This is a genomic window from Bradyrhizobium sp. BLXBL-03 (assembly GCF_051853015.1).
Lineage (GTDB): Bacteria > Pseudomonadota > Alphaproteobacteria > Rhizobiales > Xanthobacteraceae > Bradyrhizobium > Bradyrhizobium manausense.
In genome coordinates this window covers 3,305,644-3,327,168 of record NZ_CP182470.1, presented here as the reverse complement: position 1 = coordinate 3,327,168, position 21,525 = coordinate 3,305,644, and the positions used below count along the sequence as shown (strand labels likewise).

Annotated in this window: 24 protein-coding genes and 1 riboswitch; of the genes, 14 read left to right on the top strand and 10 right to left on the bottom strand. The window is 64.3% G+C overall.

Annotated features, from left to right (window positions below):
- Nucleotides 1-2 precede the first annotated feature (2 nt).
- The gene (gene alaS, locus ACNJX9_RS15760) at nt 3-2,681 is read right to left on the bottom strand and encodes an alanine--tRNA ligase (protein WP_439409479.1); all 2,679 of its coding nucleotides are present in this window, start codon (nt 2,679-2,681) and stop codon (nt 3-5) included.
- 323 nt (nt 2,682-3,004) lie between these two features.
- A riboswitch (glycine riboswitch) is annotated at nt 3,005-3,094 on the top strand.
- Between the two features lie 146 nt (nt 3,095-3,240).
- On the opposite strand from alaS, the gene gcvT reads away from it, so the two are divergent.
- From gcvT to gcvP, 3 genes are all read left to right on the top strand, one after another.
- A complete protein-coding gene (gcvT, locus tag ACNJX9_RS15755; protein WP_439409478.1) occupies nt 3,241-4,389 on the top strand; it encodes a glycine cleavage system aminomethyltransferase GcvT in 1,149 nt (382 codons plus the stop codon).
- Between the two features lie 11 nt (nt 4,390-4,400).
- Nucleotides 4,401-4,769, top strand: coding sequence for a glycine cleavage system protein GcvH (gene gcvH / locus ACNJX9_RS15750; RefSeq protein ID WP_057747343.1), 369 nt, complete (start codon nt 4,401-4,403; stop codon nt 4,767-4,769).
- 177 nt (nt 4,770-4,946) lie between these two features.
- Complete coding sequence (gene gcvP, locus ACNJX9_RS15745) at nt 4,947-7,811, top strand: aminomethyl-transferring glycine dehydrogenase (protein WP_439410067.1); 2,865 nt, start codon at nt 4,947-4,949, stop codon at nt 7,809-7,811.
- Nucleotides 7,812-8,139: 328 nt separating this feature from the next.
- Here gcvP and recA read toward each other — a convergent pair whose 3' ends face one another.
- Nucleotides 8,140-9,228, bottom strand: coding sequence for a recombinase RecA (gene recA / locus ACNJX9_RS15740; protein WP_057747344.1), 1,089 nt, complete (start codon nt 9,226-9,228; stop codon nt 8,140-8,142).
- A gap of 505 nt (nt 9,229-9,733) precedes the next feature.
- Here recA and ACNJX9_RS15735 point away from each other — a divergent pair.
- On the top strand, nt 9,734-9,901 hold the full coding sequence (locus ACNJX9_RS15735; RefSeq protein ID WP_083514196.1) for a hypothetical protein: 168 nt from the start codon (nt 9,734-9,736) through the stop codon (nt 9,899-9,901).
- Nucleotides 9,902-10,665: 764 nt separating this feature from the next.
- Entirely contained in the window at nt 10,666-10,866 is a 201-nt protein-coding gene (locus ACNJX9_RS15730; protein WP_057747401.1) for a hypothetical protein, read from the top strand.
- Nucleotides 10,867-10,881: 15 nt separating this feature from the next.
- Here ACNJX9_RS15730 and ACNJX9_RS15725 read toward each other — a convergent pair whose 3' ends face one another.
- The gene (locus tag ACNJX9_RS15725) at nt 10,882-11,136 is read right to left on the bottom strand and encodes a hypothetical protein (protein WP_057747345.1); all 255 of its coding nucleotides are present in this window, start codon (nt 11,134-11,136) and stop codon (nt 10,882-10,884) included.
- A gap of 96 nt (nt 11,137-11,232) precedes the next feature.
- On the bottom strand, nt 11,233-11,535 hold the full coding sequence (locus ACNJX9_RS15720) for a hypothetical protein (RefSeq protein WP_271618090.1): 303 nt from the start codon (nt 11,533-11,535) through the stop codon (nt 11,233-11,235).
- 346 nt (nt 11,536-11,881) lie between these two features.
- Between ACNJX9_RS15720 and ACNJX9_RS15715 the strand changes: the two genes are divergently transcribed.
- Entirely contained in the window at nt 11,882-12,346 is a 465-nt protein-coding gene (locus tag ACNJX9_RS15715) for a PaaI family thioesterase (protein ID WP_057747402.1), read from the top strand.
- A 135-nt stretch (nt 12,347-12,481) separates the two neighbouring features.
- Here the strand turns inward: ACNJX9_RS15715 and ACNJX9_RS15710 are convergent, their stop codons facing one another.
- Nucleotides 12,482-12,775 (bottom strand): HdeA family protein, encoded by a 294-nt coding sequence (locus tag ACNJX9_RS15710; RefSeq protein ID WP_439409477.1) that lies wholly within the window; start codon nt 12,773-12,775, stop codon nt 12,482-12,484.
- Nucleotides 12,776-12,959: 184 nt separating this feature from the next.
- On the opposite strand from ACNJX9_RS15710, the gene ACNJX9_RS15705 reads away from it, so the two are divergent.
- From ACNJX9_RS15705 to ACNJX9_RS15695, 3 genes are all read left to right on the top strand, one after another.
- Nucleotides 12,960-13,202 (top strand): PilZ domain-containing protein, encoded by a 243-nt coding sequence (locus tag ACNJX9_RS15705; RefSeq protein WP_439409476.1) that lies wholly within the window; start codon nt 12,960-12,962, stop codon nt 13,200-13,202.
- A gap of 314 nt (nt 13,203-13,516) precedes the next feature.
- Complete coding sequence (locus ACNJX9_RS15700) at nt 13,517-13,921, top strand: hypothetical protein (protein WP_439409475.1); 405 nt, start codon at nt 13,517-13,519, stop codon at nt 13,919-13,921.
- 113 nt (nt 13,922-14,034) lie between these two features.
- Nucleotides 14,035-14,364: a hypothetical protein gene (locus tag ACNJX9_RS15695; RefSeq protein WP_057747350.1), complete on the top strand. Its 330-nt coding sequence runs from the start codon at nt 14,035-14,037 to the stop codon at nt 14,362-14,364.
- Nucleotides 14,365-14,440: 76 nt separating this feature from the next.
- Here ACNJX9_RS15695 and ACNJX9_RS15690 read toward each other — a convergent pair whose 3' ends face one another.
- From ACNJX9_RS15690 to ACNJX9_RS15680, 3 genes are read right to left on the bottom strand one after another with little or no spacing between them, the layout of a single operon-like run.
- Complete coding sequence (locus tag ACNJX9_RS15690) at nt 14,441-14,797, bottom strand: carboxymuconolactone decarboxylase family protein (protein WP_057747351.1); 357 nt, start codon at nt 14,795-14,797, stop codon at nt 14,441-14,443.
- Between the two features lie 20 nt (nt 14,798-14,817).
- Nucleotides 14,818-15,285, bottom strand: a complete 468-nt coding sequence (locus ACNJX9_RS15685; protein ID WP_439409474.1) for a DUF6691 family protein — start codon at nt 15,283-15,285, stop codon at nt 14,818-14,820.
- A gap of 4 nt (nt 15,286-15,289) precedes the next feature.
- Nucleotides 15,290-15,718: a YeeE/YedE family protein gene (locus tag ACNJX9_RS15680; RefSeq protein WP_057747353.1), complete on the bottom strand. Its 429-nt coding sequence runs from the start codon at nt 15,716-15,718 to the stop codon at nt 15,290-15,292.
- A gap of 101 nt (nt 15,719-15,819) precedes the next feature.
- On the opposite strand from ACNJX9_RS15680, the gene ACNJX9_RS15675 reads away from it, so the two are divergent.
- The 3 genes from ACNJX9_RS15675 to ACNJX9_RS15665 all read left to right on the top strand — a co-directional run bounded on the left by ACNJX9_RS15675 (nt 15,820) and on the right by ACNJX9_RS15665 (nt 18,957).
- Entirely contained in the window at nt 15,820-16,140 is a 321-nt protein-coding gene (locus ACNJX9_RS15675) for an ArsR/SmtB family transcription factor (protein WP_057747354.1), read from the top strand.
- A 33-nt stretch (nt 16,141-16,173) separates the two neighbouring features.
- A complete protein-coding gene (gene ccoG, locus ACNJX9_RS15670) occupies nt 16,174-17,613 on the top strand; it encodes a cytochrome c oxidase accessory protein CcoG (protein WP_057747355.1) in 1,440 nt (479 codons plus the stop codon).
- A gap of 150 nt (nt 17,614-17,763) precedes the next feature.
- A complete protein-coding gene (locus ACNJX9_RS15665) occupies nt 17,764-18,957 on the top strand; it encodes a GNAT family N-acetyltransferase (RefSeq protein WP_057747356.1) in 1,194 nt (397 codons plus the stop codon).
- Here ACNJX9_RS15665 and ACNJX9_RS15660 read toward each other — a convergent pair.
- Together ACNJX9_RS15660 and ACNJX9_RS15655 are read right to left on the bottom strand one after the other, a co-directional pair.
- Nucleotides 18,935-19,600: a DsbA family oxidoreductase gene (locus ACNJX9_RS15660; protein ID WP_439409473.1), complete on the bottom strand. Its 666-nt coding sequence runs from the start codon at nt 19,598-19,600 to the stop codon at nt 18,935-18,937. The genes ACNJX9_RS15665 and ACNJX9_RS15660 overlap by 23 nt on opposite strands.
- A 79-nt stretch (nt 19,601-19,679) precedes the next feature.
- Nucleotides 19,680-20,501 (bottom strand): helix-turn-helix domain-containing protein, encoded by an 822-nt coding sequence (locus ACNJX9_RS15655; RefSeq protein WP_057747358.1) that lies wholly within the window; start codon nt 20,499-20,501, stop codon nt 19,680-19,682.
- Nucleotides 20,502-20,602: 101 nt separating this feature from the next.
- On the opposite strand from ACNJX9_RS15655, the gene ACNJX9_RS15650 reads away from it, so the two are divergent.
- Both ACNJX9_RS15650 and ACNJX9_RS15645 read left to right on the top strand, forming a co-directional pair.
- Nucleotides 20,603-20,833 carry a hypothetical protein gene (locus ACNJX9_RS15650; protein ID WP_205668222.1) on the top strand — a complete coding sequence of 77 codons (231 nt, stop codon included), beginning with the start codon at nt 20,603-20,605 and terminating at the stop codon, nt 20,831-20,833.
- A gap of 34 nt (nt 20,834-20,867) precedes the next feature.
- Nucleotides 20,868-21,266, top strand: coding sequence for a hypothetical protein (locus tag ACNJX9_RS15645; protein WP_271599966.1), 399 nt, complete (start codon nt 20,868-20,870; stop codon nt 21,264-21,266).
- Nucleotides 21,267-21,525: the final 259 nt, after the last annotated feature.

Below are 21,525 nucleotides of genomic sequence, written 5' to 3'. Positions count from 1 at the left end.
CTTCACGCAGCCCCCATCGCTTTTTCGATCGCCGCGAGCGCCTCGGTCGTCTTGGCGCCGTCGGGGCCGCCGGCTTGCGCCATGTCGGGACGGCCGCCGCCGCCCTTGCCGCCGAGCGCCTCGGAGGCGACGCGCACGAGGTTCACCGCGTTGAAGCGCGCAGTGAGATCGGCAGTGACGCCGACCACGACCCCCGCCTTGCCGTCCTCGGTGACGCCGACGATGGCGACCACGCCGGAACCGATCTGCTTCTTGGCCTCATCGGCGAGGCTCTTGAGATCCTTCATCTCGATGCCCTCGACCGCGCGCGCCATCAGCTTGACGCCACCGACCTCACGCACGCCGGAGGCTGCGCCGCCACCGGCCGCCGCGCCGCCGCCCATCGCCAGCTTCTTGCGGGCATCGGACAGCTCGCGCTCGAGCTTCTTGCGCTCCTCCATCAGCGCGGTGATGCGCGCCGGAACGTCGTCGAGCGAGGTGCGCAGCTCATTCGCCGCGGTCTTCGCCAGCGCCATGGTGTCGTTGGCATGCTTGCGGGCGTAATTGCCGGTCAGCGCCTCGATGCGGCGCACACCGGAGGCGACCGCGCTCTCGCCGGTCAGCGTGATCAGGCCGATATCGCCGGTGCGCCGCACATGGGTGCCGCCGCAGAGCTCGACCGACCAGCCGAGCGCATTGGCGCCGCGCTCGCGCGCGGTCTTGCCCATCGAGACGACACGCACCTCGTCGCCATACTTCTCGCCGAACAGCGCACGCGCCCCGGCCTCGCGGGCCTCGTCCACGCCCATCACGCGCGTCGTGACCTCGTCATTCTCAAGCACCACGTCGTTGGCGATGTCCTCGACGCGGGCAAGTTCTTCCGGCGTGATCGGCTTCGGATGCACGAAGTCGAAGCGCAAACGATCAGGCGCGACCATCGAGCCGCGCTGGGCGATGTGATCGCCGAGCACCTGGCGCAGCGCCTCGTGAATGAGATGCGTCGCCGAGTGATGCGCGCGGATCGACGAGCGCCGCGCATGATCCACCTCGAGCTGCAGCGCCGTGCCGACCTTCAACTCGCCGCCCTCTACGGTGCCGACATGCACGAAGAAATCGCCGAGCTTCTTCTGCGTGTCGGTGACGCGGAATTTGATCCCGCCCTCGCCCGTGAGCACGCCGGTGTCGCCGACCTGGCCGCCCGATTCCGCGTAGAACGGCGTCTGGTTCAGCACGATCGCGCCCGTCTCGCCAGCCTTGAGGCTGGCAACTTCAGCGCCGTCCTTCACCAGCGCCGAGACCACGCCTTCCGCGCTCTCGGTCTCGTAGCCCAGAAATTCGGTCGCCCCGAGCTTCTCGCGCAACGGGAACCAGATCGCCTCGCTCGCCGCCTCGCCCGATCCCTTCCACGACTCGCGCGCCTTGGCCTTCTGCCGCTCCATCGCGTCGGTGAACGCGGCCTGGTCGACGCCGATGCCGCGCGACTTCAGCGCGTCCTGCGTCAGGTCGAGCGGGAAGCCATAGGTGTCGTACAGCGTGAAGGCGACGTCGCCGTCGAACATGTCGCCCTTCTTCAGGGACGCGCTCTTCTCGTCGAGAATCGCCAAGCCGCGCGAAAGAGTCTTGCGGAAGCGCGTCTCTTCCAGCCGCAGCGTTTCCTCGATCAAATTCTCCGCGCGCATCAAATCAGGATAGGCCTGGCCCATCTCGCGCACCAGCGCCCAGACCAGGCGATGCATCAGCGGCTCTTTCGCCCCGAGCAGCTGCGCATGGCGCATGGCGCGGCGCATGATCCGGCGCAGCACATACCCGCGGCCTTCATTGGAAGGCAGCACGCCATCTGCGACCAGGAAGGCCGAGGAGCGCAAATGGTCGGCGATGACGCGGAACGAGGCCGCGTTCTGCTCGGTCGGCCCGCTGCCCAGCGCCGACGACGTCGCGTCGATCAGATGGCGGAACAAATCGGTCTCGAACACGCTGTCGACGCCCTGCAGGATGCAGGCCATGCGCTCCAGGCCCATGCCGGTGTCGATCGAGGGGCGCGGCAGATTCACGCGCTCCTCCTTCGTCACCTGCTCATATTGCATGAACACCAGGTTCCAGAATTCGAGGAAGCGGTCGCCATCCTCTTCCGGCGAACCGGGAGGGCCGCCCCAGATATGGTCGCCGCGGTCGATGAAGATTTCCGAGCACGGGCCGCAGGGGCCGGTGTCGCCCATCGCCCAGAAATTGTCCGAGGTCGGGATGCGGATGATGCGGTCGTCGGAGAAGCCGGCGATCTTCTTCCACAGCCCGTGCGCCTCGTCGTCGGTGTGGTAGACGGTGACGAGCAGCTTGTCCTTCTTCAGGCCGAAATCCTTGGTGATGAGCTTCCAGGCCAGCTCGATCGCGCGCTCCTTGAAATAGTCGCCGAACGAGAAATTGCCGAGCATCTCGAAGAAGGTGAGATGGCGTGCGGTATAGCCGACATTGTCGAGGTCGTTGTGCTTGCCGCCGGCGCGCACGCATTTCTGCGACGTGGTGGCGCGCTGGTAAGGCCGCTTCTCGACGCCGGTGAAGACGTTCTTGAACTGCACCATGCCGGCATTGGTGAACATCAACGTCGGATCGTTGCGCGGCACCAATGGCGAGGACGACACGATCTCGTGGCCGTTCTCGGCAAAGAAGTTCAGAAAGGTCGACCTGATCTCGTTGACGCCGCTCATGTTCATCCAATCGGGTGTGCTGGAGCATGATCCGGAAAAGTGTGAAGCGGTTTTCCGGAAAGATCATGCTCAAACAAGGAGCTAAAGCGCGATGACTCTCGGCGCGCTTTAGGACCCGCCAATTTGCCATCCAAACCTGGCGATTTGGGCTGATATCTGCGGGCCAAAGCGCTTTTAGACAAGGCCAGCTTTCCTGTCCAGAAACTGTGCAGAGAGATCAGAGGGTTGCCGCAGTCGCGTCATCCCCCTGCAATCCCGTTGAAAGCCGATAGTCCTGCGTTGACAGGCTTGGCTGGCCTGTGGTCTTTACCCATCTATATCGTACGGCCACGTCGGGAGAGACCGGCATTGGGTGCCGGCGCCGAAGGAGCAACCGCCCCGGAAACTCTCAGGCAAAAGGACCGCGTGGCTTTGACGACATCTGGAAAGAGGCGCTGGCGGGCTTAGGACCCGGATAGCGTCCGCCGACGGGATAATACTCTCAGGCACAGCGACAGATGGGGCTTCGACTGGTTTGTCCCGGGGAATCGTCCCCGGGGAACCGCCGAGGGCCCCCGTGATGTCCGTGCGTGACGACAAAGACTCCCTGAAACGTACCCCTCTTTACGACCTGCACCTGTCCCTTGGCGGCAAGATGGTGCCGTTTGCGGGCTATGACATGCCCGTGCAGTACCCCGCGGGGGTGCTGAAAGAGCACCTCCATACCCGCAATTCCGCCGGCCTGTTCGACGTCTCCCATATGGGCCAGATCGCCCTCCGGCCAAAGTCGGGCAAGGTCGAGGACGCCGCCCGCGCGCTGGAGCGGCTGGTGCCGCAGGACATCGTGGCGATCGCACCTGGCCGCCAGCGCTACGCCCAGTTCACCAATGCGGACGGCGGCATTCTCGATGATCTCATGGTCGCCAATTTCGGCGACCATTTGTTCCTGGTGGTCAACGCCGCCTGCAAGGCCGAGGACGAGGCGCATCTGCGCGCGCATCTCTCCGACACCTGTGTCATCGATTCGCTGGCCGATCGCGCGCTGATTGCGTTGCAGGGCCCGAAGGCGGAGTCGGCGCTGACGAAATCATGTGCAGCAGCGCCGGCCATGAAGTTCATGGATGCCGGCCCGCATATTGTCGCCGGCCTCGCCTGTTTCGTCTCGCGCTCCGGCTACACCGGCGAGGACGGGTTCGAGATTTCAGTGCCTGCGGCGGATGCCGGGCGCCTCGCCAAAACGCTGCTCGAAAACCCCGATGTGATGCCGATCGGCCTTGGCGCCCGCGACAGCTTGCGGCTGGAAGCGGGGCTCTGCCTCTACGGCCACGACATCGACACTGCGACGACGCCGGTCGAAGCCGCGCTGGAATGGTCGGTGCAGAAGAGCCGCCGCAGCGGCGGCGCGCGCGCCGGCGGCTTTCCCGGCGCTGAAAAGATCCTTGCGCATTTCGATCACGGCGCATCCCGCCGCCGGGTCGGCCTGCGGCCCGAGGGCCGCGCGCCCGTGCGCGAGGGCGCACTGTTGTTTGCCGGTAGCGAAGGTGGCGAGCCGATTGGAAAGGTCACTTCGGGCGGCTTCGGCCCGAGCCTGAACGCGCCTGTTGCGATGGGCTACGTGCCCACGCGTCTGAGCGCGCTCGACACAAAGCTCTTTGCGGAAGTGCGCGGGCAACGCCTCCCGCTCGCCGTCGCCGCCATGCCCTTCGTGAAAAACACCTACAAACGCTGAGGACTAAGACAATGACCACGACGCTGTACACCTCCGACCATGAATGGCTCGCGATCGACGGCGATGTCGCCACCGTCGGCATCACCGATTACGCGCAGTCCCAGCTCGGCGACGTCGTGTTCGTCGAATTGCCCAAGGTCGGCCGCAGCCTGAAGAAGGCGGAAGCCGCCGCCGTCGTGGAATCGGTCAAGGCCGCCTCCGACGTCTACGCGCCGATCTCGGGCGAGGTGGTCGAGACCAACGACGCGCTCGCCGCCGAACCCGCGCTGGTGAACTCGGACGCGCAGACCAAGGCGTGGTTCTTCAAGATGAAGATTGCCGACAAGAGCGAACTCGGCGGCCTGATGGATGAAGCCGCCTACAAGGCACACACGGCGTGAGATGAAGCGCGATCTTTCCACATCGTCATGGCCGGGCTTGTCCCGGCCATCCACGACCTTCTCACGGCGCGAAGAACGTGGATGCCCGGGACATAGGCGAGCGAAGCGACGCCGTCCTTCGGACGGCTATGCCCGGGCATGACGGCAACGACAGATGACCTAAAGCGAGGACCCATGATGACCGCGCACCGCAAATCCAATGGCGACACCGCCAGTTTCGTCCGCCGCCACATCGGCCCCTCCGCGCGCGATGTCGCCGCAATGCTCGAGACGGTCGGCGCGAAGAGCGTCGACGCGTTGATGTCGGAAACGCTGCCGGCCGCGATCCGGCAGGCCGCCCCGCTCGATCTCGGCAAGCCGCTCAGCGAGACCGAGGCGATCGCGCATATGGCCGAGCTCGCCCGCCAGAACCAGGTCTTCACCTCGCTGATCGGCCAGGGCTATTCCGGCACGATTTTGCCCGCGGTGATCCAGCGCAACATCCTGGAGAATCCGGCCTGGTACACCGCCTACACGCCCTATCAGCCCGAGATCAGCCAGGGCCGGCTGGAGGCGCTGTTCAACTTCCAGACCATGATCTGCGACTTGACTGGCCTCGACGTCGCCAACGCCTCGCTGCTCGATGAGGCCACCGCCGCCGCCGAAGCCATGGCGCTCGCGGAGCGGCACTCGAGGGTCGAGGCGAAAGCTTTCTTCGTCGACAAGGACGTGCATCCGCAGACGCTCGCCGTGATGCGCACCCGCGCCGAGCCGCTCGGCTGGAATCTGGTCGTCGGCGATCCCCTCACCGATCTCGACAAGGCGGACGTGCTGGGTGCGCTGCTGCAATATCCGGGAACCTCGGGCGCATTGCGCGACCTCAGGCCGGCGATCGCAGCGCTGAAGGCCAAGGGCGCGCTTGCGATCGTCGCCGCCGATCTGCTGGCGCTGACGCTGATTGCTTCGCCCGGCGAATTAGGGGCCGACATCGCGATCGGTTCGGCCCAGCGCTTCGGTGTGCCGATGGGCTATGGCGGACCGCACGCGGCCTATATGGCGGTGCGCGATGCGCTGAAGCGCTCGCTGCCCGGCCGCATCGTCGGCCTCTCCGTCGACTCCCGCGGCGCCCCCGCCTATCGCCTCGCGCTGCAGACCCGCGAGCAGCACATCCGCCGCGAGAAGGCGACCTCCAACATCTGCACCGCGCAGGTGCTGCTCGCCGTGATCGCCGCGATGTATGCGGTCTATCACGGCCCCGAGGGCCTTGCGCAGATCGCGCGCAATGTGCATCGCCGCGCCGCCGTGCTCGCGGCCGGCTTGCGCAAGCTCGGCTTTGCGCCCGAGAGCGAAGCTTTCTTCGACACGTTGAGCGTCGATGCCGGCGCCAAGCGCGCCGAAATCATTGCGCGCGCGACCGCCGAGAAGATCAATCTGGGCATCGGCGATACCGCGCTTCGCATTGCGCTCGACGAGACCACGACATCAGCAACGGTCGAAGCCGTCTGGCGCGCCTTCGGCGGCACGCTGTCCTATGCCGAGATCGACGCCACCACGCGCGAAGCTCTGCCGGAAGCGCTGAAGCGCGCCACCGCGTTCCTCACCCATCCGGTGTTCCACGCGCATCGCTCGGAAACCGAGATGCTGCGCTACATGCGCAAGCTCTCAGATCGCGACCTCGCCCTCGACCGCGCGATGATCCCGCTGGGATCCTGCACCATGAAGCTGAACGCGACCACTGAGATGATGCCGTTGACCTGGCCGGAGTTCGGCTCGCTGCATCCGTTCGCCCCGCGCGAGCAGGCGGCCGGCTATCACGCGCTGTTTGCACGGCTGGAGAAGTGGCTGTGCGACATCACCGGCTATGACGCGATCTCGCTGCAGCCGAACTCCGGCGCGCAAGGCGAATATGCCGGGCTGCTGGCGATCCGCGGCTATCATGCGGCGCGCGGGGAGAGCCATCGCAAGATCTGCCTGATCCCCTCCTCCGCCCACGGCACCAACCCGGCCTCGGCCGCGATGGTCGGCATGGACGTGGTGGTTGTGTCTTGCGAGAAGAACGGCGACGTCGACGTCAATGATCTCCGTGCCAAGGCGGAGAAACACTCGAACGATCTCGCCGCTGTGATGATCACCTATCCCTCGACCCACGGCGTGTTCGAGGAGCATATCCGCGAGATCTGCGACATCGTCCATGGCCATGGCGGCCAGGTGTATCTCGACGGCGCCAACCTCAATGCGCAGGTCGGCCTTAGCAGGCCCGGCGATTACGGCGCCGATGTCAGCCACCTCAATCTGCACAAGACCTTCTGCATCCCGCATGGCGGCGGCGGCCCCGGCATGGGCCCGATCGGCGTGAAGGCGCATCTCGCGCCGTTCCTCCCGGGTCACCCGGCAACCAAGGCGGATGCTGCGGTCGGCCCGGTCTCGGCCGCGCCGTTCGGCTCGGCCTCGATCCTGACCATCTCCTACATCTACATCCTGATGATGGGCGGCGAAGGATTGAAGCGCGCCACCGAGGTCGCGATCCTCAATGCCAATTACATCGCCGCACGCCTCGATGCGCATTTCCCGGTGCTCTACAAGAACGAGAAGGGCCGCGTCGCGCATGAGTGCATCGTCGATCCCCGCCCGCTGAAGACGACCTCGGGCGTCACCGTCGACGACATCGCAAAGCGCCTGATCGATTACGGCTTCCATGCGCCGACCATGAGCTTCCCGGTGCCGGGCACGCTGATGATCGAGCCGACCGAGTCGGAATCCAAGGCCGAGCTGGATCGTTTTTGCGATGCCATGATCGCGATCCGAAAAGAGATCGCCGAGGTCGAGGCCGGCCGCTTCAAGATCGAAGCCTCGCCCTTGCGCCACGCTCCGCACACCGTGCACGACATCGCCGACGATGCGTGGGCTCGTGCCTACACCCGCAGCGAAGGCTGCTTCCCCGACGGCGTCTCGCGCACCGACAAATATTGGTGCCCGGTGGGCCGCGTCGACAACGTCTATGGCGACCGCAATCTGGTGTGCTCCTGCCCGCCGGTGAGCGACTACGCGCAAGCTGCGGAGTAAGCCACAACGGCGGTCTCGTAGGGTGGGCAAAGCGAAACCGTGCCCACCACCACCCGCCACGTTGGAAGATGGTGGGCACGGCGCAAGTGCGCCTTTGCCCACCCTACGGCACTGAATGCGCTTCTAGGGCGCCACCAGCGAACGGGTCTCTCCATCGCACCGCCACAGCCGTTCATTTGTGAGCAGCGTACCGCCCCACCAGCGCCTGATCGGGTTGTGACGGCGAAAATCTCCCGGCCGCCAACGCACAAAAGAAACGGGCACTGACGACGTCGGCAACTCAACGTCCTCAGCGCCCGCTCCTCGCGAAAACTTTTCGCTTTAAGGCTTACTCGTCCGCCGGCTCCTCGCCGTCGGCGTCGCTCTCGGGCGTGCCGGCCAAAATCTGCTCCGAGATCAAGCCGGAGTTCTGGCGGATCGCGGTCTCGATCTTGGCGGTGATGTCCGGGTTGGACTTCAGGAACGCCTTCGAGTTCTCACGGCCCTGGCCGAGGCGCTGGCTGTCATAAGAGAACCAGGCGCCGGACTTTTCGACGATACCGGCTTTGACGCCGAGATCGAGGATCTCGCCCATCTTGGAGACGCCCTCGCCGTACATGATGTCGAACTCGACCTGCTTGAAGGGGGGCGCCAGCTTGTTCTTCACCACCTTCACACGCGTCGTATTGCCGACCACTTCGTCGCGCTCCTTGATCGCGCCGATGCGGCGGATGTCGAGGCGGACCGAGGCGTAGAACTTCAGCGCGTTGCCGCCGGTCGTGGTTTCCGGCGAGCCGTACATCACACCGATCTTCATGCGGATCTGGTTGATGAAGATCACCATGGTGTTTGACTTGTTGATCGAGGCCGTCAGCTTGCGCAACGCCTGGCTCATCAACCGCGCTTGAAGACCCGGCAGCGCATCGCCCATCTCGCCTTCGAGCTCAGCCTTTGGCACCAGCGCCGCGACCGAATCGACCACCAGCACGTCCACCGCGCCCGAGCGCACCAGCGTGTCGCAGATTTCCAGCGCCTGCTCGCCGGTGTCGGGCTGGGAGATCAAGAGCTCGTCGATGTTGACCCCGAGCTTGCGGGCATAGACCGGGTCGAGCGCGTGCTCGGCGTCGATGAAGGCGCAGATGCCGCCCTTCTTCTGGGCTTCCGCCACCGTGTGCAGCGCCAGCGTGGTTTTTCCTGAGGATTCCGGCCCGTAGATCTCGACGATGCGCCCCTTGGGCAGGCCGCCGATGCCGAGCGCGATATCGAGCCCGAGCGAGCCTGACGACACTGCCTCGATGTCCATCGAACGGTCGTTCTTGCCGAGCTTCATCACCGAGCCCTTGCCGAACTGACGCTCGATCTGGGAGAGCGCGGCAGCCAGAGCTTTACTCTTGTCCATGGAAGATCCTTCGACGATACGCAGGGCAGTGGTGGACATTGGGTCGTGCTCCTTATGGCGAGGATTCGGGTGCGGGACAAACGATTGGCGCGGCGGATCGTCGATAAAAACAATGTACACTATTTGTTCTAGGTTCGCAATATGTTCTTTGCAGATTTGGCGGGGGCTGCCCGTATTAGGACAGCGCCAGATTTGGGGCTGCCCTCATCCGCCTTGGCGAATGTCGGGAATCGAAAGGGGCCACCTCGCGGTGGCCCCTTGCCGGTTGCAATAATTGTTCGGGATCAAATTCCAGCCCCGGCCCACGTATTTCTACCGAGATCGTGGAGGATGTGAAGTCCGTTAAACTGCGGTGTTCCGGCAGGGGAACGTTGGATGTCCTTATTTCCCGAAATGAGCTTTCGGCGCTCTTCTGACACATGATGTGTATCAAAGACGGAAGAGCCGTTCTGCCGTCATAATTTCGCAATGCTTCGGCACAGAACTTTTCTGTGGCCGCGGGCGTTTCCTGGAGAACGGCGCTGCCACAGTCGGGGATCGGGTCATGACGGAAGATGCGCACCACGATGCGAACAGGCGCAATCAGCTGCGCGCGGCCGCGCTCGAGGAGATGCTGAAGTTCGAGCGCAGGGAAAGCGAGTTCCGCAAGAAGGACCGCGAGGAGCGCGCCGCCGATCTGCATCTGCCCCTGGACGAGATCAAGGTGCACTAACGATAAAGGCCACGCGAAACGAGTCGCTGCCTACTGTGCATGGGGTTGTTTTCGCAGCTATGGCGGCGCGTGCCGCTCGGTCCCTACATCAGCGCCAGTAGCACGATGCCGATCACCAACACCACGAAGCCAGCCGCCGTCGCGGCGGCGAATGACCGCTCAACCTTGTCCATGATGCCACCCCGCTATCGGCGCGCCACGTATCCCCCATGGCTTCGCCGTGCGCGGAAAGTGTCGCCAACGCTTGTGTCTGAAGTTGTGCGCGGAGATGTCTGAATTGGGACGCGACTGCTCCAGCGTCGGTTTGCCCGGTGGACCAACAGTGAGCCTCCAACCCAGTCGCCGATCCATTCTGTCAGGCTGTCGTAAGCTGAGCGGGCTACGGTCATTTGGCTATGGTGTTGCAGCCCAGCACCTCAGCCTCCAATAACCTTCTACCCGCCCGGCTCTCCCCTGGCGGGTTTTTTTTCGCGCGTGAGCGCATGTCGCGCGCTTCCGTGGTTCTCCTGCCATGAACAGAGTTCCTGGTCGTAAGGCTGATGACCTGGCAGGCGGGTGCGCGGCCTTGAATCGCGGTACCAGCTCCGCATGCAACGCGACCGTCGGCCTCCAGTTTCGGAATCTGATTTCGCATGCTTCGAGCTGCGCGCGCTTTCAGGATCTTCGTGAATTTTCCTCCACTTAACGCAAATTTCGCTTGTCGGCGGAATATTCTCACGCCCAACATGTTTGCGCACATGGATAGGTGAATCGTGGAGGTGACCATGAATCACAGGGGCGTAGAGTTCACGGTTGCAAAGACGGCGATCCCGGGTGTGTGGCAATGGCAGTTCCGGATCGGCGACGAGACCAAGACAGGTAAGACCGAGACGAAGATCGACCTCTTGGCCATCCGTCGGGTGCAGTTACGCATCGATCGGGAACTGAAGGCGATCGGGCAAGACGGCGTGAACCGGCCGGGTTGACCGAAACCGAGACGACTAGTCCGCGCTGGGCAACCGCCGCATGGTGAATTCGATGTCGCCGCCGGGCAATTCGCGCCAGGTTTCGACCTCGCTCATGTAACCGGCTTTCGGATAGCGCGCGAAAAAGGCCTGCGCCCTTGCTCTTGCCGCGGCGCGCGGCAGGGTGAAGCTCTCGCGCAGATAGCCGTCGCCGGCCGGTTCGCTCGCTCTGGCGGCCGGTTTGCGCCGGCGCGCCATCCGCTCGGCGAGGTCCCGCGGACGATCCGCCATGTCCTGCCTCCTCAACGCTACACTGCGAAGGATGTAGGATCGCTACCAGGCAAAGGCGAGTCCCGCCGGAGGCGCCAACCGCCTCCGGGAGCGCGGTCAGTTGGCGGCCGTCCCGGCCTTGGGCTTCTTGGGCGCGCTGGTGACGGCCGAAGTCTTCGGCGCGGGCTGCTTCGGCGGGTCGGCGCGCATCCCGCCCCAGGGATCGTTGGACGCCTTGGCATCCGGAATCTTCTTCAGCGTTTCCTTGTAGGCCTTCTCACGCGCAGCATCCGCAGCCTTCTCATCATCGGTCTTGGGCGGGCCATCAGCCATCAGATTGATATGGGGTGCCGCCCCATCCTGCGCGAAGGCCGGTCCAGCCACCAGCGCCAGCACCGCCGCCATACGGAAAAGCTTCATCACTCACTCCTTGATCGTGGATGGAGGGCGGATACCACACCCTGCCCCTCTGCGCAGCGCCGGGCCCCGCTTCAGCCCGCTAGAGCCGATCCGACCTGCACGATTTCGGCTCATGGAGCCAGTCGTCCCAAATCGGACCGCATTTGGTGCAGCCGTTCAGCGCCAGGCCGAGCGCGGCCAAGCAAAATATCAGGACACATCGACGCAACATCGTCCACCCGCTCCCAAGCATGGCATCATATCGGGCGAAGTCAGGCATTTTCAAGCCGACCGCAGCAGTGACGTCACCGCGCCCAAGCGCGCAGAGTGGACGAAACATCGGGCAACACAGGAGGAAACGAACGCAATGCCATCACAGCCTGAAGCCGAGTTCGGCATCGCCGAGGCCAGACGCATCCTCGGCGAGGTCTTTGCGCCCTGGGTCCAGGATCTCAACCTCTCCGTCGAGCGCATCGAGCACACGCCACCGGCCGATGTGCCGGACTGGCAGCCTGGCGCGCTGCTCCGCATGCCGTTCTCGGAGAAGCTATGCCGCAACGGGGGCGTTGTCTGCGGCCAGGCCTTGATGGCGCTGGCCGACACCGCGATGGTGATCGCGAACCTCGCCGCCAACAAGGGCTATCGTCCGATGACGACGGTGGACCAGACCACGCATTTCATGCGCGCGGTCGCCTCGTCGGATGTGCTGGCGGATGCGCGCGTGGTGCGACTGGGACGCACCATGAGCTTCGGTCGCGTCACCCTGCTCTCCGCCAGCGACAACAAGCAGGTCGCGATGGTGTCGAGCGCGTTCGCGATGCTGCCGGGCTGAGCATCATCCGAAACGAAGAGAGCCGCGTGCGCGCAAGGCGCACCGCGGCTCTCCGTGCCAATGATATCGAAGCGAGAGCCGAGGCGCGATCGCAATCACGCCTCGGCCCGCTCGCTTCAAGAATTACTTCAAGGATTACTTGCCGAGAATTTCGTCGGCCGCGGTGACGACGCTGACGGTCGGATTCTTTCCGCAATAGGCTCCGAACTTCTTGGCGTTTTCGATGAAGACCTCGGTGTCGATGATGGCGTTGTCCTCGTCGCCCTTGTACCAGCCGTCCATCCAGGTCAGCACGACGGCGATGTTGTCCTCGCCGCTCTCGAGGAACTGCTTGCAGGTCATGGTCGAGAGATCCCACTTGACGGCGTGGGCCGGCATCGATGTCAAAGAGAGCGCTGCGGCGAACAAAAGGAAAAGCTTGGTCTTCATTCGGAATCTCCATGGGCGCGTAACGCCATAAAGGAAAGGCTTGCGGGATAAACACGGCGGAGTAACTCGCCGCCTCAACGTCGTAAACGAAATCTTAAGCGCCCTGCAAGTAGCGCCAGTATTGAGTTTAGATCAACGCAATTTCTATGCGCTATTTCACAATCGTCACTATGGACCAACGCGGATGATCGAGAAGCGTGCAACGCAACGTCATCGGGTTTTCAAGGGTGGTACGGTCACCTTTGAAGGCAGCGGCCTGGCTTGCACGGTGCGCAACATCTCGGACCGCGGTGCCGCGATCGACCTTGAAAATCCTGGTTTATTGCCGCCCTCGTTCACGCTGTCGATTTCATGCGACAATTTCGTGCGGCATTGCCGCGCGGTGTGGCGAAACGGCAGGCGTGTCGGCCTCGCCTTCGTGCAATAGCGCGCAGGATGTGAATGACGGTTCGCACGACCCGCACGCAAGCATCAATTTGTGATCCGGACTTCGCCGGGCCATTCCAGCGGCATCGAGCGCGATCACCTAGCTGAAGGGCAAGGCCTGAACCGCCGGGGTCTCTACCCCAGCTTGGGCCTTTCGTCGGCCTCGTTCGAATGGCGCTGGCCGCCGCCCATCTGCGCCTGCGACGAATCATAGCTAACGCGGCGCACCCCAGCCCTTCAGCAAATGTTGATCGGGCAGGACTTCGTTCCGTTCGAATTCGCGCCTATCTGTTGGCCCGCGGGGGACCTTCACGAATGTTGCGGATTGTTGCTCATGTGCCGCTGCTTGCCTGCGTGCTCGCGCTCGGTGCGTGCGGCTTTGCCGACAGCCGCGCGCCAGTGCCCGAGTTCATGCGCATCAAGGAGGCCGAACAGCCGCCGCCCGAGCCGCCGCCGGATGTCAAGCGCGTGGTCCGCGAGCAGATTGACGTGGTCTTTCTCAACACATCCTATCCGCGCGAGGTACAGGTCGCCCTGCCCCATCACGAGGTCCGCGGATCGGGCTGGACGGCCTGCGTCCGCGCGAACCTCACCTCCGCCACCGGCTCGGCACTGGGCACCCAGACCTACATCGTCACGATATCGGGCGGGAAGATCATCGACCGGCGGCGCGCGGAAGCAGATGATATCTGCGGGTCGGAAGCCTACCAGCCGATCTAGCGAAACTTCACGCCGCACGACAATCCGGTTCCGGGAAAAACCTGAAATTCAGCCGGAACGATCGCGGTCTCTCATTCTTGTTACCGCCGAGGGCAGTTTCGGAGGAGGACAGGATGAGGATGATCACGATTGCACTGCTGGCCGGTGTCGGCGCTCTGGCGGCGGGGAGCGGCGCGAAGGCTGCGGATCTCTATACGACCAGCGAATACACCAGCCCCGATCTCATTCAGGAGGTCCGGCTCGTCTGCGATGACGCCGGCAATTGCTACCGCACCCACGGCGGCGCTCGCGTGATCGTGCGCGACTCCTACGCGCGCATGCCGCGCGAACGCTATTACGAGCGCCGCACCTACCGTGATTGGGATGACGGCCCGCGCGCCGGCGTCGGCATTCGCGCGCCCGGTGTCAGCGTGGGCGTCGGAGTCGGCGACGATCGCTGGTAAGCAGCGCAATAGGACGGGACGGGACCGGGCGAACAACTTCGCCCGGTCTGTTCGCTCGACTTGACGCCGGATCGGATCAGGCAGCGACCATCTGCTGCTGAAATTGTTCATATGCGGCGATCGCATCCGCAGCATACATCAGCGATGGCCCGCCGCCCATATAGACGGCCATGCCCAGCACTTCCTCGATCTCTTCGCGTGACGCAGCGAGCTTAACCAGCGCTTCGGCGTGAAAGCCGATGCAGCCGTCGCAATGGGCGGCAACACCGAGCGCAAGCGCAATCAGTTCCTTGGTCTTCTTGTCCAGCGCGCCGTCACGCGTGGCCGCCTGGGCGAGCGCGGCAAATCCCTTCATCGTGTCGGGAATGTCGTTGCGGAGCTTTTTCATATTGGCGGAGATCTGCCTGGTGATCGCGGGATAATTCTTGTCCATGACGCTACTCTCTGTTGATTTCAGGTTTCGAGCGGATCGGCTGGCGTGGCGTAGCGCGTCAGCGACGGCAAATGAGCGATGAAGCGGGCGAGCACCATGCCGGCACACATCGCCGCGACGAAGATGAAGGCAGACGCCGAGCCGAAACCGAGCGCGGTCAATGCCGGCCCGGGGCAGAAGCCTGCCATTCCCCAGCCAATGCCGAAGATGGCGGGACCCGCGACAATTCTGGGATCGATATCGGTCCGCGTCGGCACATAGAAGCGAGCGGCAAAAAACGGCCGCGCACGCTTCAGGACGCGATTGAATCCGACGAAGGTCACTGCGACCGCACCGGCCATCACGAACGCAAGGCTCCCGTCCCACGTCCCCGCGGGGATCCCGCCGACGTCCAAAAAATTCAAGACCTTTGCCGGGTTCGCCATGCCGGACACGATGAGACCAAGCCCGAAGACGAGGCCGATCGCGAATTGAACGAGAATGGCCATCGTCTCAGCTCCAGTGCCGTATCACGAAAACAGTGGCCATGCCGGCCGCCATGAAGGTCGCGGTCGCCACCAGCGAGCGCACCGAGAGTCGCGACAGGCCGCAGACACCATGGCCGGACGTACAGCCGCTGCCCCACACCGACCCGAAGCCGGTCAGCAGCCCCGCAACGATCAGCGCCGGCACCCCCGCGGCGATCGTTTGCTCCGGCAGACTTCCGGTCACGAGCCGCACCACCAAGGGTGCAGCAATGAGGCCGGCAACGAAAGCGAGCCGGCCGGCGAACTCACGGTCTTCGTAGGGCGGGAACAACCGCGCCGCGATGCCGCTGACGCCGGCGATCCGTCCCGTCGCCCACATCAAGAGCACGGCGGACAGACCGATCAGCGCGCCGCCCAGCAGCGAGGCGACCGGCGTGAAATGGGTGACGCTCATTTTGATCCTCCGGAATCGGTGTGAGCCCTATGGCATGGGCACAGGATATCTCTTAATTCCGTTGCTTCTTATTTTCGAATATACTAATATATAGCGCAGCCATGGCACGCAAGCCCCGAAATCAGGAATTGGTCGCTTTGGAGGAGAAGGCTGACGAGGCCTCCCGCCTCCTCACCGCCATGGGCAATCCGAAGCGGCTCCTGGTTCTTTGCAACATGCTGGACGGCGAGAAATCCGTCGGTGAGCTCGCCGACATCGCCGGCCTTTCCTCGGCGGCACTATCCCAACATCTCGGAAAGATGCGCGCTTTGAGCCTGGTCAAAACCAGGCGGGAGGGACAGACGATATATTACAGCCTTGCGAGCCGGGAAGCACGCCTGGTGCTGGAGACATTGTACCGCCTCTTCTGCGCACCGGACTGAGGCGTTTCGCAAACGCGACGCGGGGAGGCTGCCATGACTGACGATACCTTCATCGAAGGGCCTCTCTACGAAAAGCGCAAGAAGGTCTATCCGCAATCGGTGCACGGCCTGTTCCGCCGCATTAAATGGGCGATCCTCTGCGTCACGCTCGGAACCTACTACTTGCTACCGTTCGTGCGCTGGAATCGCGGGTCCGGCCTGCCTGACCAGGCCGTGCTGATCGACCTTCCGCATCGCCGCTTCTATTTCTTCTTCATCGAGCTGTGGCCGCAGGAGGTCTATTATTTCACCGGTCTCCTCATCATCGCGGCAATGACGCTGTTCCTGATGAATGCCCTCGCCGGCCGGCTGTGGTGCGGCTACATGTGCCCGCAGACGGTGTGGACCGACCTGTTCTACGCCGTCGAGCGCTGGGTTGAGGGCGACCGGCGCGAGCGCATGCAAGGTGACAAGCGCTACTGGTCGCTCGCTCACATCCGCAAGGTCGCGCTGAAGCACTTTCTCTGGATCATGATCGCCTGGTGGACTGGCGGCGCCTGGGTTCTGTATTTCGCCGACGCTCCGACGCTGGTGAAGGATCTCGCCACCTTCCAGGCCCCGTTCGTCGCCTATCTCTGGATCGGCATCCTGACCGCAACGACCTACCTCTTCGCCGGGCATGCCCGCGAGCAGGTCTGCATCTATATGTGCCCATGGCCGCGCATCCAGGCGGCGCTGACCGACGAGTGGGCCCTCAACGTCACCTATCGTCGCGACCGCGGCGAACCGCGCATGTCAGTGAAGAAGGCCGAAGCCGCTCGCGCCCATGGCGATCTCGCCGGTGACTGTGTCGACTGCCACCAATGCATCAATGTGTGCCCCACCGGAGTCGATATCCGCCACGGCATCCAGCTCGGCTGCATTCAGTGCGGCCTGTGCATCGACGCCTGCGATAACGTCATGCGTGAGATTGGCCGGCCTACGGGCCTGATCGGCTACGACACCGACATCAACATGCAGCGCCGCCGCGACGGCAAGGCGCCGATCTACCGCTTGATCCGCGCGCGCACTCTGATCTATGCCGCAGCCATCGCCGTCGTCGGGAGCGTCATGCTCTATACCCTCGCCACGCGCGCAACGATGGACGTCAACGTGCTGCATGAGCGCAATCCGCTGTTCGTTCAGCTCTCGGATGGCGGTGTGCGCAATGACTACACCGTGCGCATCCTCAACAAGGGCGCAGCGCGATCGTTCGCACTCGATGTTTCGGGTTTGCCGGGCGCGACCGTTCGCGTCGCCGGCATCGCAGCCGGCCCCGATCACAGGCCGGTCATCGAGGTCGGGCAGGATCAGACCCGCGAGATCCGCCTGTCGGTGCAGGTCGACCCGGCCCACCTAGCGCAGACCTCGCGCGACATCGATATCGCCATTACGGACACCGCCGATGGCGGCCGCGCAAGCGCTCGCGATCACTTCATACCCCGCGACCAGTGACACTGACGCCCTCGGCGCGACCCTCGATGGTGAATGAGAGGTTAACAATACCGCTCGAATTGAACGCGTTTCCCAACGGTATTTTCCAATCTTTGCGCTAAGCATGACCTCTAACGCCGGCTGAGCCAGCGTGAACGGGGACGACGTGACGTGGTCGACATCGCGCACCAGGCTGCGATCAATCCGGCATCGGCAGAGGATGCAACGGCTGCGCTCGTCCCGCTCACAGCCATCGAGCCCGGCCAGTGGCGCGCGCTTGCGCAGCGGGCGGTCGAGCCGAACGGCTATTATTTGCCCGCTTGGGAGCTCGCCGTCAGCGCAACCGCGCGCGGCCGTATCGGTGCCTCGGCCTTGCCCGTACGCGCCGGCGCCTCGAGGCGACTGATCGGCTTGATGCCGGTGGTCTCGCTCTGGCGGGCCTGCAAGATCCCCCTGCCCGCACTGGTGAACGCGCATCCCTATGGCACGCTGTGCAGTCCGCTGATCGACCGCGACGTCCCGGCCGAGGCCGCGACAGGCCTACTGCAGCGGGCACGCGAAGCTGGTGCGCATGCGCTGGTTCTGCGCGACGTTGCGCTTGATGGCGCCGCGATGGGCGCGATCAAGGAAGCGCTCGGCCGGGCCGGCCTGAGGCCGCGCGTGCTCGGCTCCCATGTCCGTGCCAGTCTCGATGCAACACAGGATGGCGACAGGCTGCTGCACGCGGCGCTCGGTGCCAAGCGGCTCAAGGAGCTGCGCCGGCAGCGTCGTCGCCTGGCCGAACATGGCGCGATCAGCTTCGACGTCGCGCGCAAGGTCGAGGAGATCGGGCCCGCGCTCGAAATTTTCCTGCAACTCGAGGCCAGCGGCTGGAAGGGCAAGCGCGGCACCGCTCTGCTTCAGGACACGGGCGATGCGGCCTTCATCCGCCGCGCCGTCCCTGCGCTTGCCGAGACCGCGCAATGCGAGATCGTCAGCTTGCGCGCCGGGACAATTCCGGTGGCGGCCGGCATCGTGCTGCGCCACCAGGACCGCGCCTTCTTCTTCAAGCTCGGCATCGACGAGCGCTTCGCAAAATATTCACCGGGCGTGCAGCTCACGCTCGATCTGACTCGTCATCTCTGCGCAGATCCGACCATCGCAAGTGCGGATTCGACCGCGAGCGCCGACCATCCCATGATCAACCCGATCTGGCGCGACCGCCTTGCGATTGGCGACGTGCTGATCCCGCTGCGACGACATGGTCCGATGGTGCCGCTCATTCATGCGGCGCTCAGCACACGCAGCTATGCGCGCGAGGTCGCGCGCCGCGCGGTCCATCTGCTCCGCAACCGAGCCGACGCTACTCCGCCGCCTGCGCGTTGATCTCCGCCGACACCTGGCGAATGGCGCGGGCGAGCAGGTTCGGATCCTGCGCGCCGGAAACGGCGTATTTCTGCGCGAAGACATAGGTCGGCACGCCGGAGATGCCCTTGTCGGCGGCCTCCTGCGCATCGGCCGACACACGCGCGACGTCCTCGTCGGTGGCAAGGCGCTTGCACACGTCGTCGGCATCGAGGCCGACATCGGCGGCCGCCTGGATCAGGACGTTCACATCGGTGAGATCGCCGCCATCGCGGAAATACAGCTCCATCAGCCGCTGCTTCATTTCCGGCGCCTTGCCGATCGCCTCCGCCCACAGGATCAGGCGATGGCAATCGGTCGTGTTGGGCTGACGTGCGACCAGCTCGGGCTTGTAGACGAGGCCCTCTTCGCTTGCCGCAGCGACGACGCGCCCCGCTATGCCCTTATAGGCCTCGACCGAGCCGAATTTGGTGGTGAGATAATCCTCGCGGCTGATGCCCTCGCGCGGCACCCAGGGATTGAGAAAGAACGGACGGAAGTTCAGCTTGACCGGAACGTCGGGCACAAGCGCGAGCGCGCTCTCGATCCGGTGCTTGCCGATATAGCACCAGGGGCACACCACGTCGGAGACGACATCGATCTGGAGCGGTTTGAGGGTGCTCATGAGCGCCTCCTTGGGCGGTGCGGGTTTGCTCCAAGATAAGCCGAACCCGCCCCGAGGCAAGGGTCACGCATGAAGGCAACTAGGTCATGGCCGCGGCCATCTGCCTGAGCCGCTCCGCGGTGCGCTCGTCTGCCGGGAAGAACGTCTCCAGCGCCAGCTCCGACAGGGTAATGTCGACGGGCGTACCGAACACCATGGTGGTGGAGAAGAAACTTAGTATCTCTCCATTCTGGCGCAGCTTGAAGGGAATGGCGACATTGTCGCCGGACAGCGGCCCCGAGCGCGCCGGAATGGGATAGCTCTTGAGGTCGTGATAGAGCTTGATGAGCTCGGGATCGGCCGTCGCCTCGCATTGCCGGTGCAAACGCTCGAGCAGATGCGCGCACCATTCCGCGAGATTGACCGTGCGTGGCGCCAGTCCCTCCGGATGAAAGGCGAGCCGGAGCACGTTGAGAGGCTGCGCCAGCAGCCGCTCCGGAACGCCGGCGAGCAGCGGCGCCACCATGCGGTTGGCGGAGACCAGGTTCCAGTGCCGGTCATAGGCCAGCGCCGGATTTGGCTCATGCGCCTTCAGGACGAGGTCGATCGCCTGGCGGGCTGATTTCAAGGCGGGATCCTCCAGCGAGCGCTGCGGAAAGGCCGGCGCAAAGCCTGCGGCGACCAGCAGCACGTTACGTTCGCGCAAGGGCACATCGAGGCGCTCGGCGAGCCGCAGCACCATGTCGCGCGAGGGCGCGGCGCGGCCGGTTTCGACGAAGCTCAGATGCCGCGCCGAAATCTCCGCCTCGCTGGCGAGGTCGAGCTGGCTCATGCGGCGGCGCTGCCGCCATTCGCGCAAATGATCACCGATATGGATCGGCTGGCTGGATTCGGCGCGTGCCGTGGATGCATGTGCGTTCATGGTCCAAAACCTACCATGCGTATTTCACCCGTTCCATTACCCGCGAGGTAATCGAATTGGGCCGCCGGCCAGCGCATCTTCCCGAGCACAGGAGAATGACCATGATCGCGCTGCTGCTCTACCGCACCCTTGCAGACCACCTTCTTCCCTGGGCGATGACGCTCGCGACCCGGATGCTGGCGCGCAGCCTCAACATGCCGGAGCCGCTGGTGCATTCGACCGGCGACTATGTCGTCGCACATGTCACGGCCTTCGAGCACAGCGTCGGCAGGAGCCTCTGCCCGTCCCGCCTCGCCCGCCTGCTCCGCGCCTGGTGGCGCTGCAGGCATTGAGTTCCCCAAGCCACCCCAACCTAGGAGACTTCTGATGATCGACGCATCCACCTTCCTGCGCCGCGCCCTGCTCGCCGACGCCGTCTTCAGCGGCGTCGCCGCACTCGGCTTCACTTTTGGTGCAGGCGCATTTGCCACCCTGTTCAACCTGCCCGAGGCGCTGCTGCGCGAAACCGGTCTGTTCCTGATCGCCTACACCGCGCTGGTCGGCTGGCTCGCCTCGCGCACAGCGGTCCTGAGGCCGCTGGTGTTGCTGGTCGTGGTCGGCAACGCCGCCTGGACAGTCGGCAGCATCGCGCTCTTGTTCTCGGGCGCGGTGTCGCCGAACCTTCTCGGCGAACTCATGGTCGTGGCGCAGGCGATCGCGACCGGCGTGTTCGCCGAGCTGCAATATCTGGGGCTGCGCAAGAGCGGCGGTGCAGTGGCGGCGTGAAGCGCTCGTGTCCCGCACGCGCTGCAACGTGCGATGCCGTAGGGTGGGCAAAGGCGCAAGGCGCCGTGCCCACCACTCCGGTTGTCGTGGGCACGCTTCGCTTTGCCCACCCTACGATATCCGCGCGTGTGGCAAGCTGCTCCCCGCCGTACGTCGTGTCGATCGGGAAACGCCCTTGAAGGCGCGGCTCGACAGGGTGTTTTGCCCGACGGGCTGGCAGCTCACGTAAATGTCCTCGCCACTGCGGATGGAGCAGTTG

Bases quoted from the DNA above. Each gene is read 5' to 3' on its own strand.
- gcvH (WP_057747343.1), top strand. From the start codon at position 4,401: ATGACCACGACGCTGTACACCTCCGACCATGAATGGCTCGCGATCGAC.
- ACNJX9_RS15685 (WP_439409474.1), bottom strand. From the start codon at position 15,285: ATGGCCATTCTCGTTCAATTCGCGATCGGCCTCGTCTTCGGGCTTGGT.
- alaS (WP_439409479.1), bottom strand. From the start codon at position 2,681: ATGAGCGGCGTCAACGAGATCAGGTCGACCTTTCTGAACTTCTTTGCC.
- ccoG (WP_057747355.1), top strand. From the start codon at position 16,174: ATGACTGACGATACCTTCATCGAAGGGCCTCTCTACGAAAAGCGCAAG.
- ACNJX9_RS15675 (WP_057747354.1), top strand. From the start codon at position 15,820: ATGGCACGCAAGCCCCGAAATCAGGAATTGGTCGCTTTGGAGGAGAAG.
- ACNJX9_RS15645 (WP_271599966.1), top strand. From the start codon at position 20,868: ATGATCGACGCATCCACCTTCCTGCGCCGCGCCCTGCTCGCCGACGCC.
- ACNJX9_RS15650 (WP_205668222.1), top strand. From the start codon at position 20,603: ATGATCGCGCTGCTGCTCTACCGCACCCTTGCAGACCACCTTCTTCCC.
- ACNJX9_RS15690 (WP_057747351.1), bottom strand. From the start codon at position 14,797: ATGGACAAGAATTATCCCGCGATCACCAGGCAGATCTCCGCCAATATG.
- ACNJX9_RS15700 (WP_439409475.1), top strand. From the start codon at position 13,517: ATGTTGCGGATTGTTGCTCATGTGCCGCTGCTTGCCTGCGTGCTCGCG.
- ACNJX9_RS15655 (WP_057747358.1), bottom strand. From the start codon at position 20,501: ATGAACGCACATGCATCCACGGCACGCGCCGAATCCAGCCAGCCGATC.
- ACNJX9_RS15715 (WP_057747402.1), top strand. From the start codon at position 11,882: ATGCCATCACAGCCTGAAGCCGAGTTCGGCATCGCCGAGGCCAGACGC.
- ACNJX9_RS15660 (WP_439409473.1), bottom strand. From the start codon at position 19,600: ATGAGCACCCTCAAACCGCTCCAGATCGATGTCGTCTCCGACGTGGTG.
- ACNJX9_RS15735 (WP_083514196.1), top strand. From the start codon at position 9,734: ATGACGGAAGATGCGCACCACGATGCGAACAGGCGCAATCAGCTGCGC.
- ACNJX9_RS15725 (WP_057747345.1), bottom strand. From the start codon at position 11,136: ATGGCGGATCGTCCGCGGGACCTCGCCGAGCGGATGGCGCGCCGGCGC.
- recA (WP_057747344.1), bottom strand. From the start codon at position 9,228: ATGTCCACCACTGCCCTGCGTATCGTCGAAGGATCTTCCATGGACAAG.
- ACNJX9_RS15720 (WP_271618090.1), bottom strand. From the start codon at position 11,535: ATGAAGCTTTTCCGTATGGCGGCGGTGCTGGCGCTGGTGGCTGGACCG.
- ACNJX9_RS15680 (WP_057747353.1), bottom strand. From the start codon at position 15,718: ATGAGCGTCACCCATTTCACGCCGGTCGCCTCGCTGCTGGGCGGCGCG.
- gcvP (WP_439410067.1), top strand. From the start codon at position 4,947: ATGACCGCGCACCGCAAATCCAATGGCGACACCGCCAGTTTCGTCCGC.
- ACNJX9_RS15730 (WP_057747401.1), top strand. From the start codon at position 10,666: ATGAATCACAGGGGCGTAGAGTTCACGGTTGCAAAGACGGCGATCCCG.
- gcvT (WP_439409478.1), top strand. From the start codon at position 3,241: ATGTCCGTGCGTGACGACAAAGACTCCCTGAAACGTACCCCTCTTTAC.
- ACNJX9_RS15710 (WP_439409477.1), bottom strand. From the start codon at position 12,775: ATGAAGACCAAGCTTTTCCTTTTGTTCGCCGCAGCGCTCTCTTTGACA.
- ACNJX9_RS15705 (WP_439409476.1), top strand. From the start codon at position 12,960: ATGATCGAGAAGCGTGCAACGCAACGTCATCGGGTTTTCAAGGGTGGT.
- ACNJX9_RS15695 (WP_057747350.1), top strand. From the start codon at position 14,035: ATGAGGATGATCACGATTGCACTGCTGGCCGGTGTCGGCGCTCTGGCG.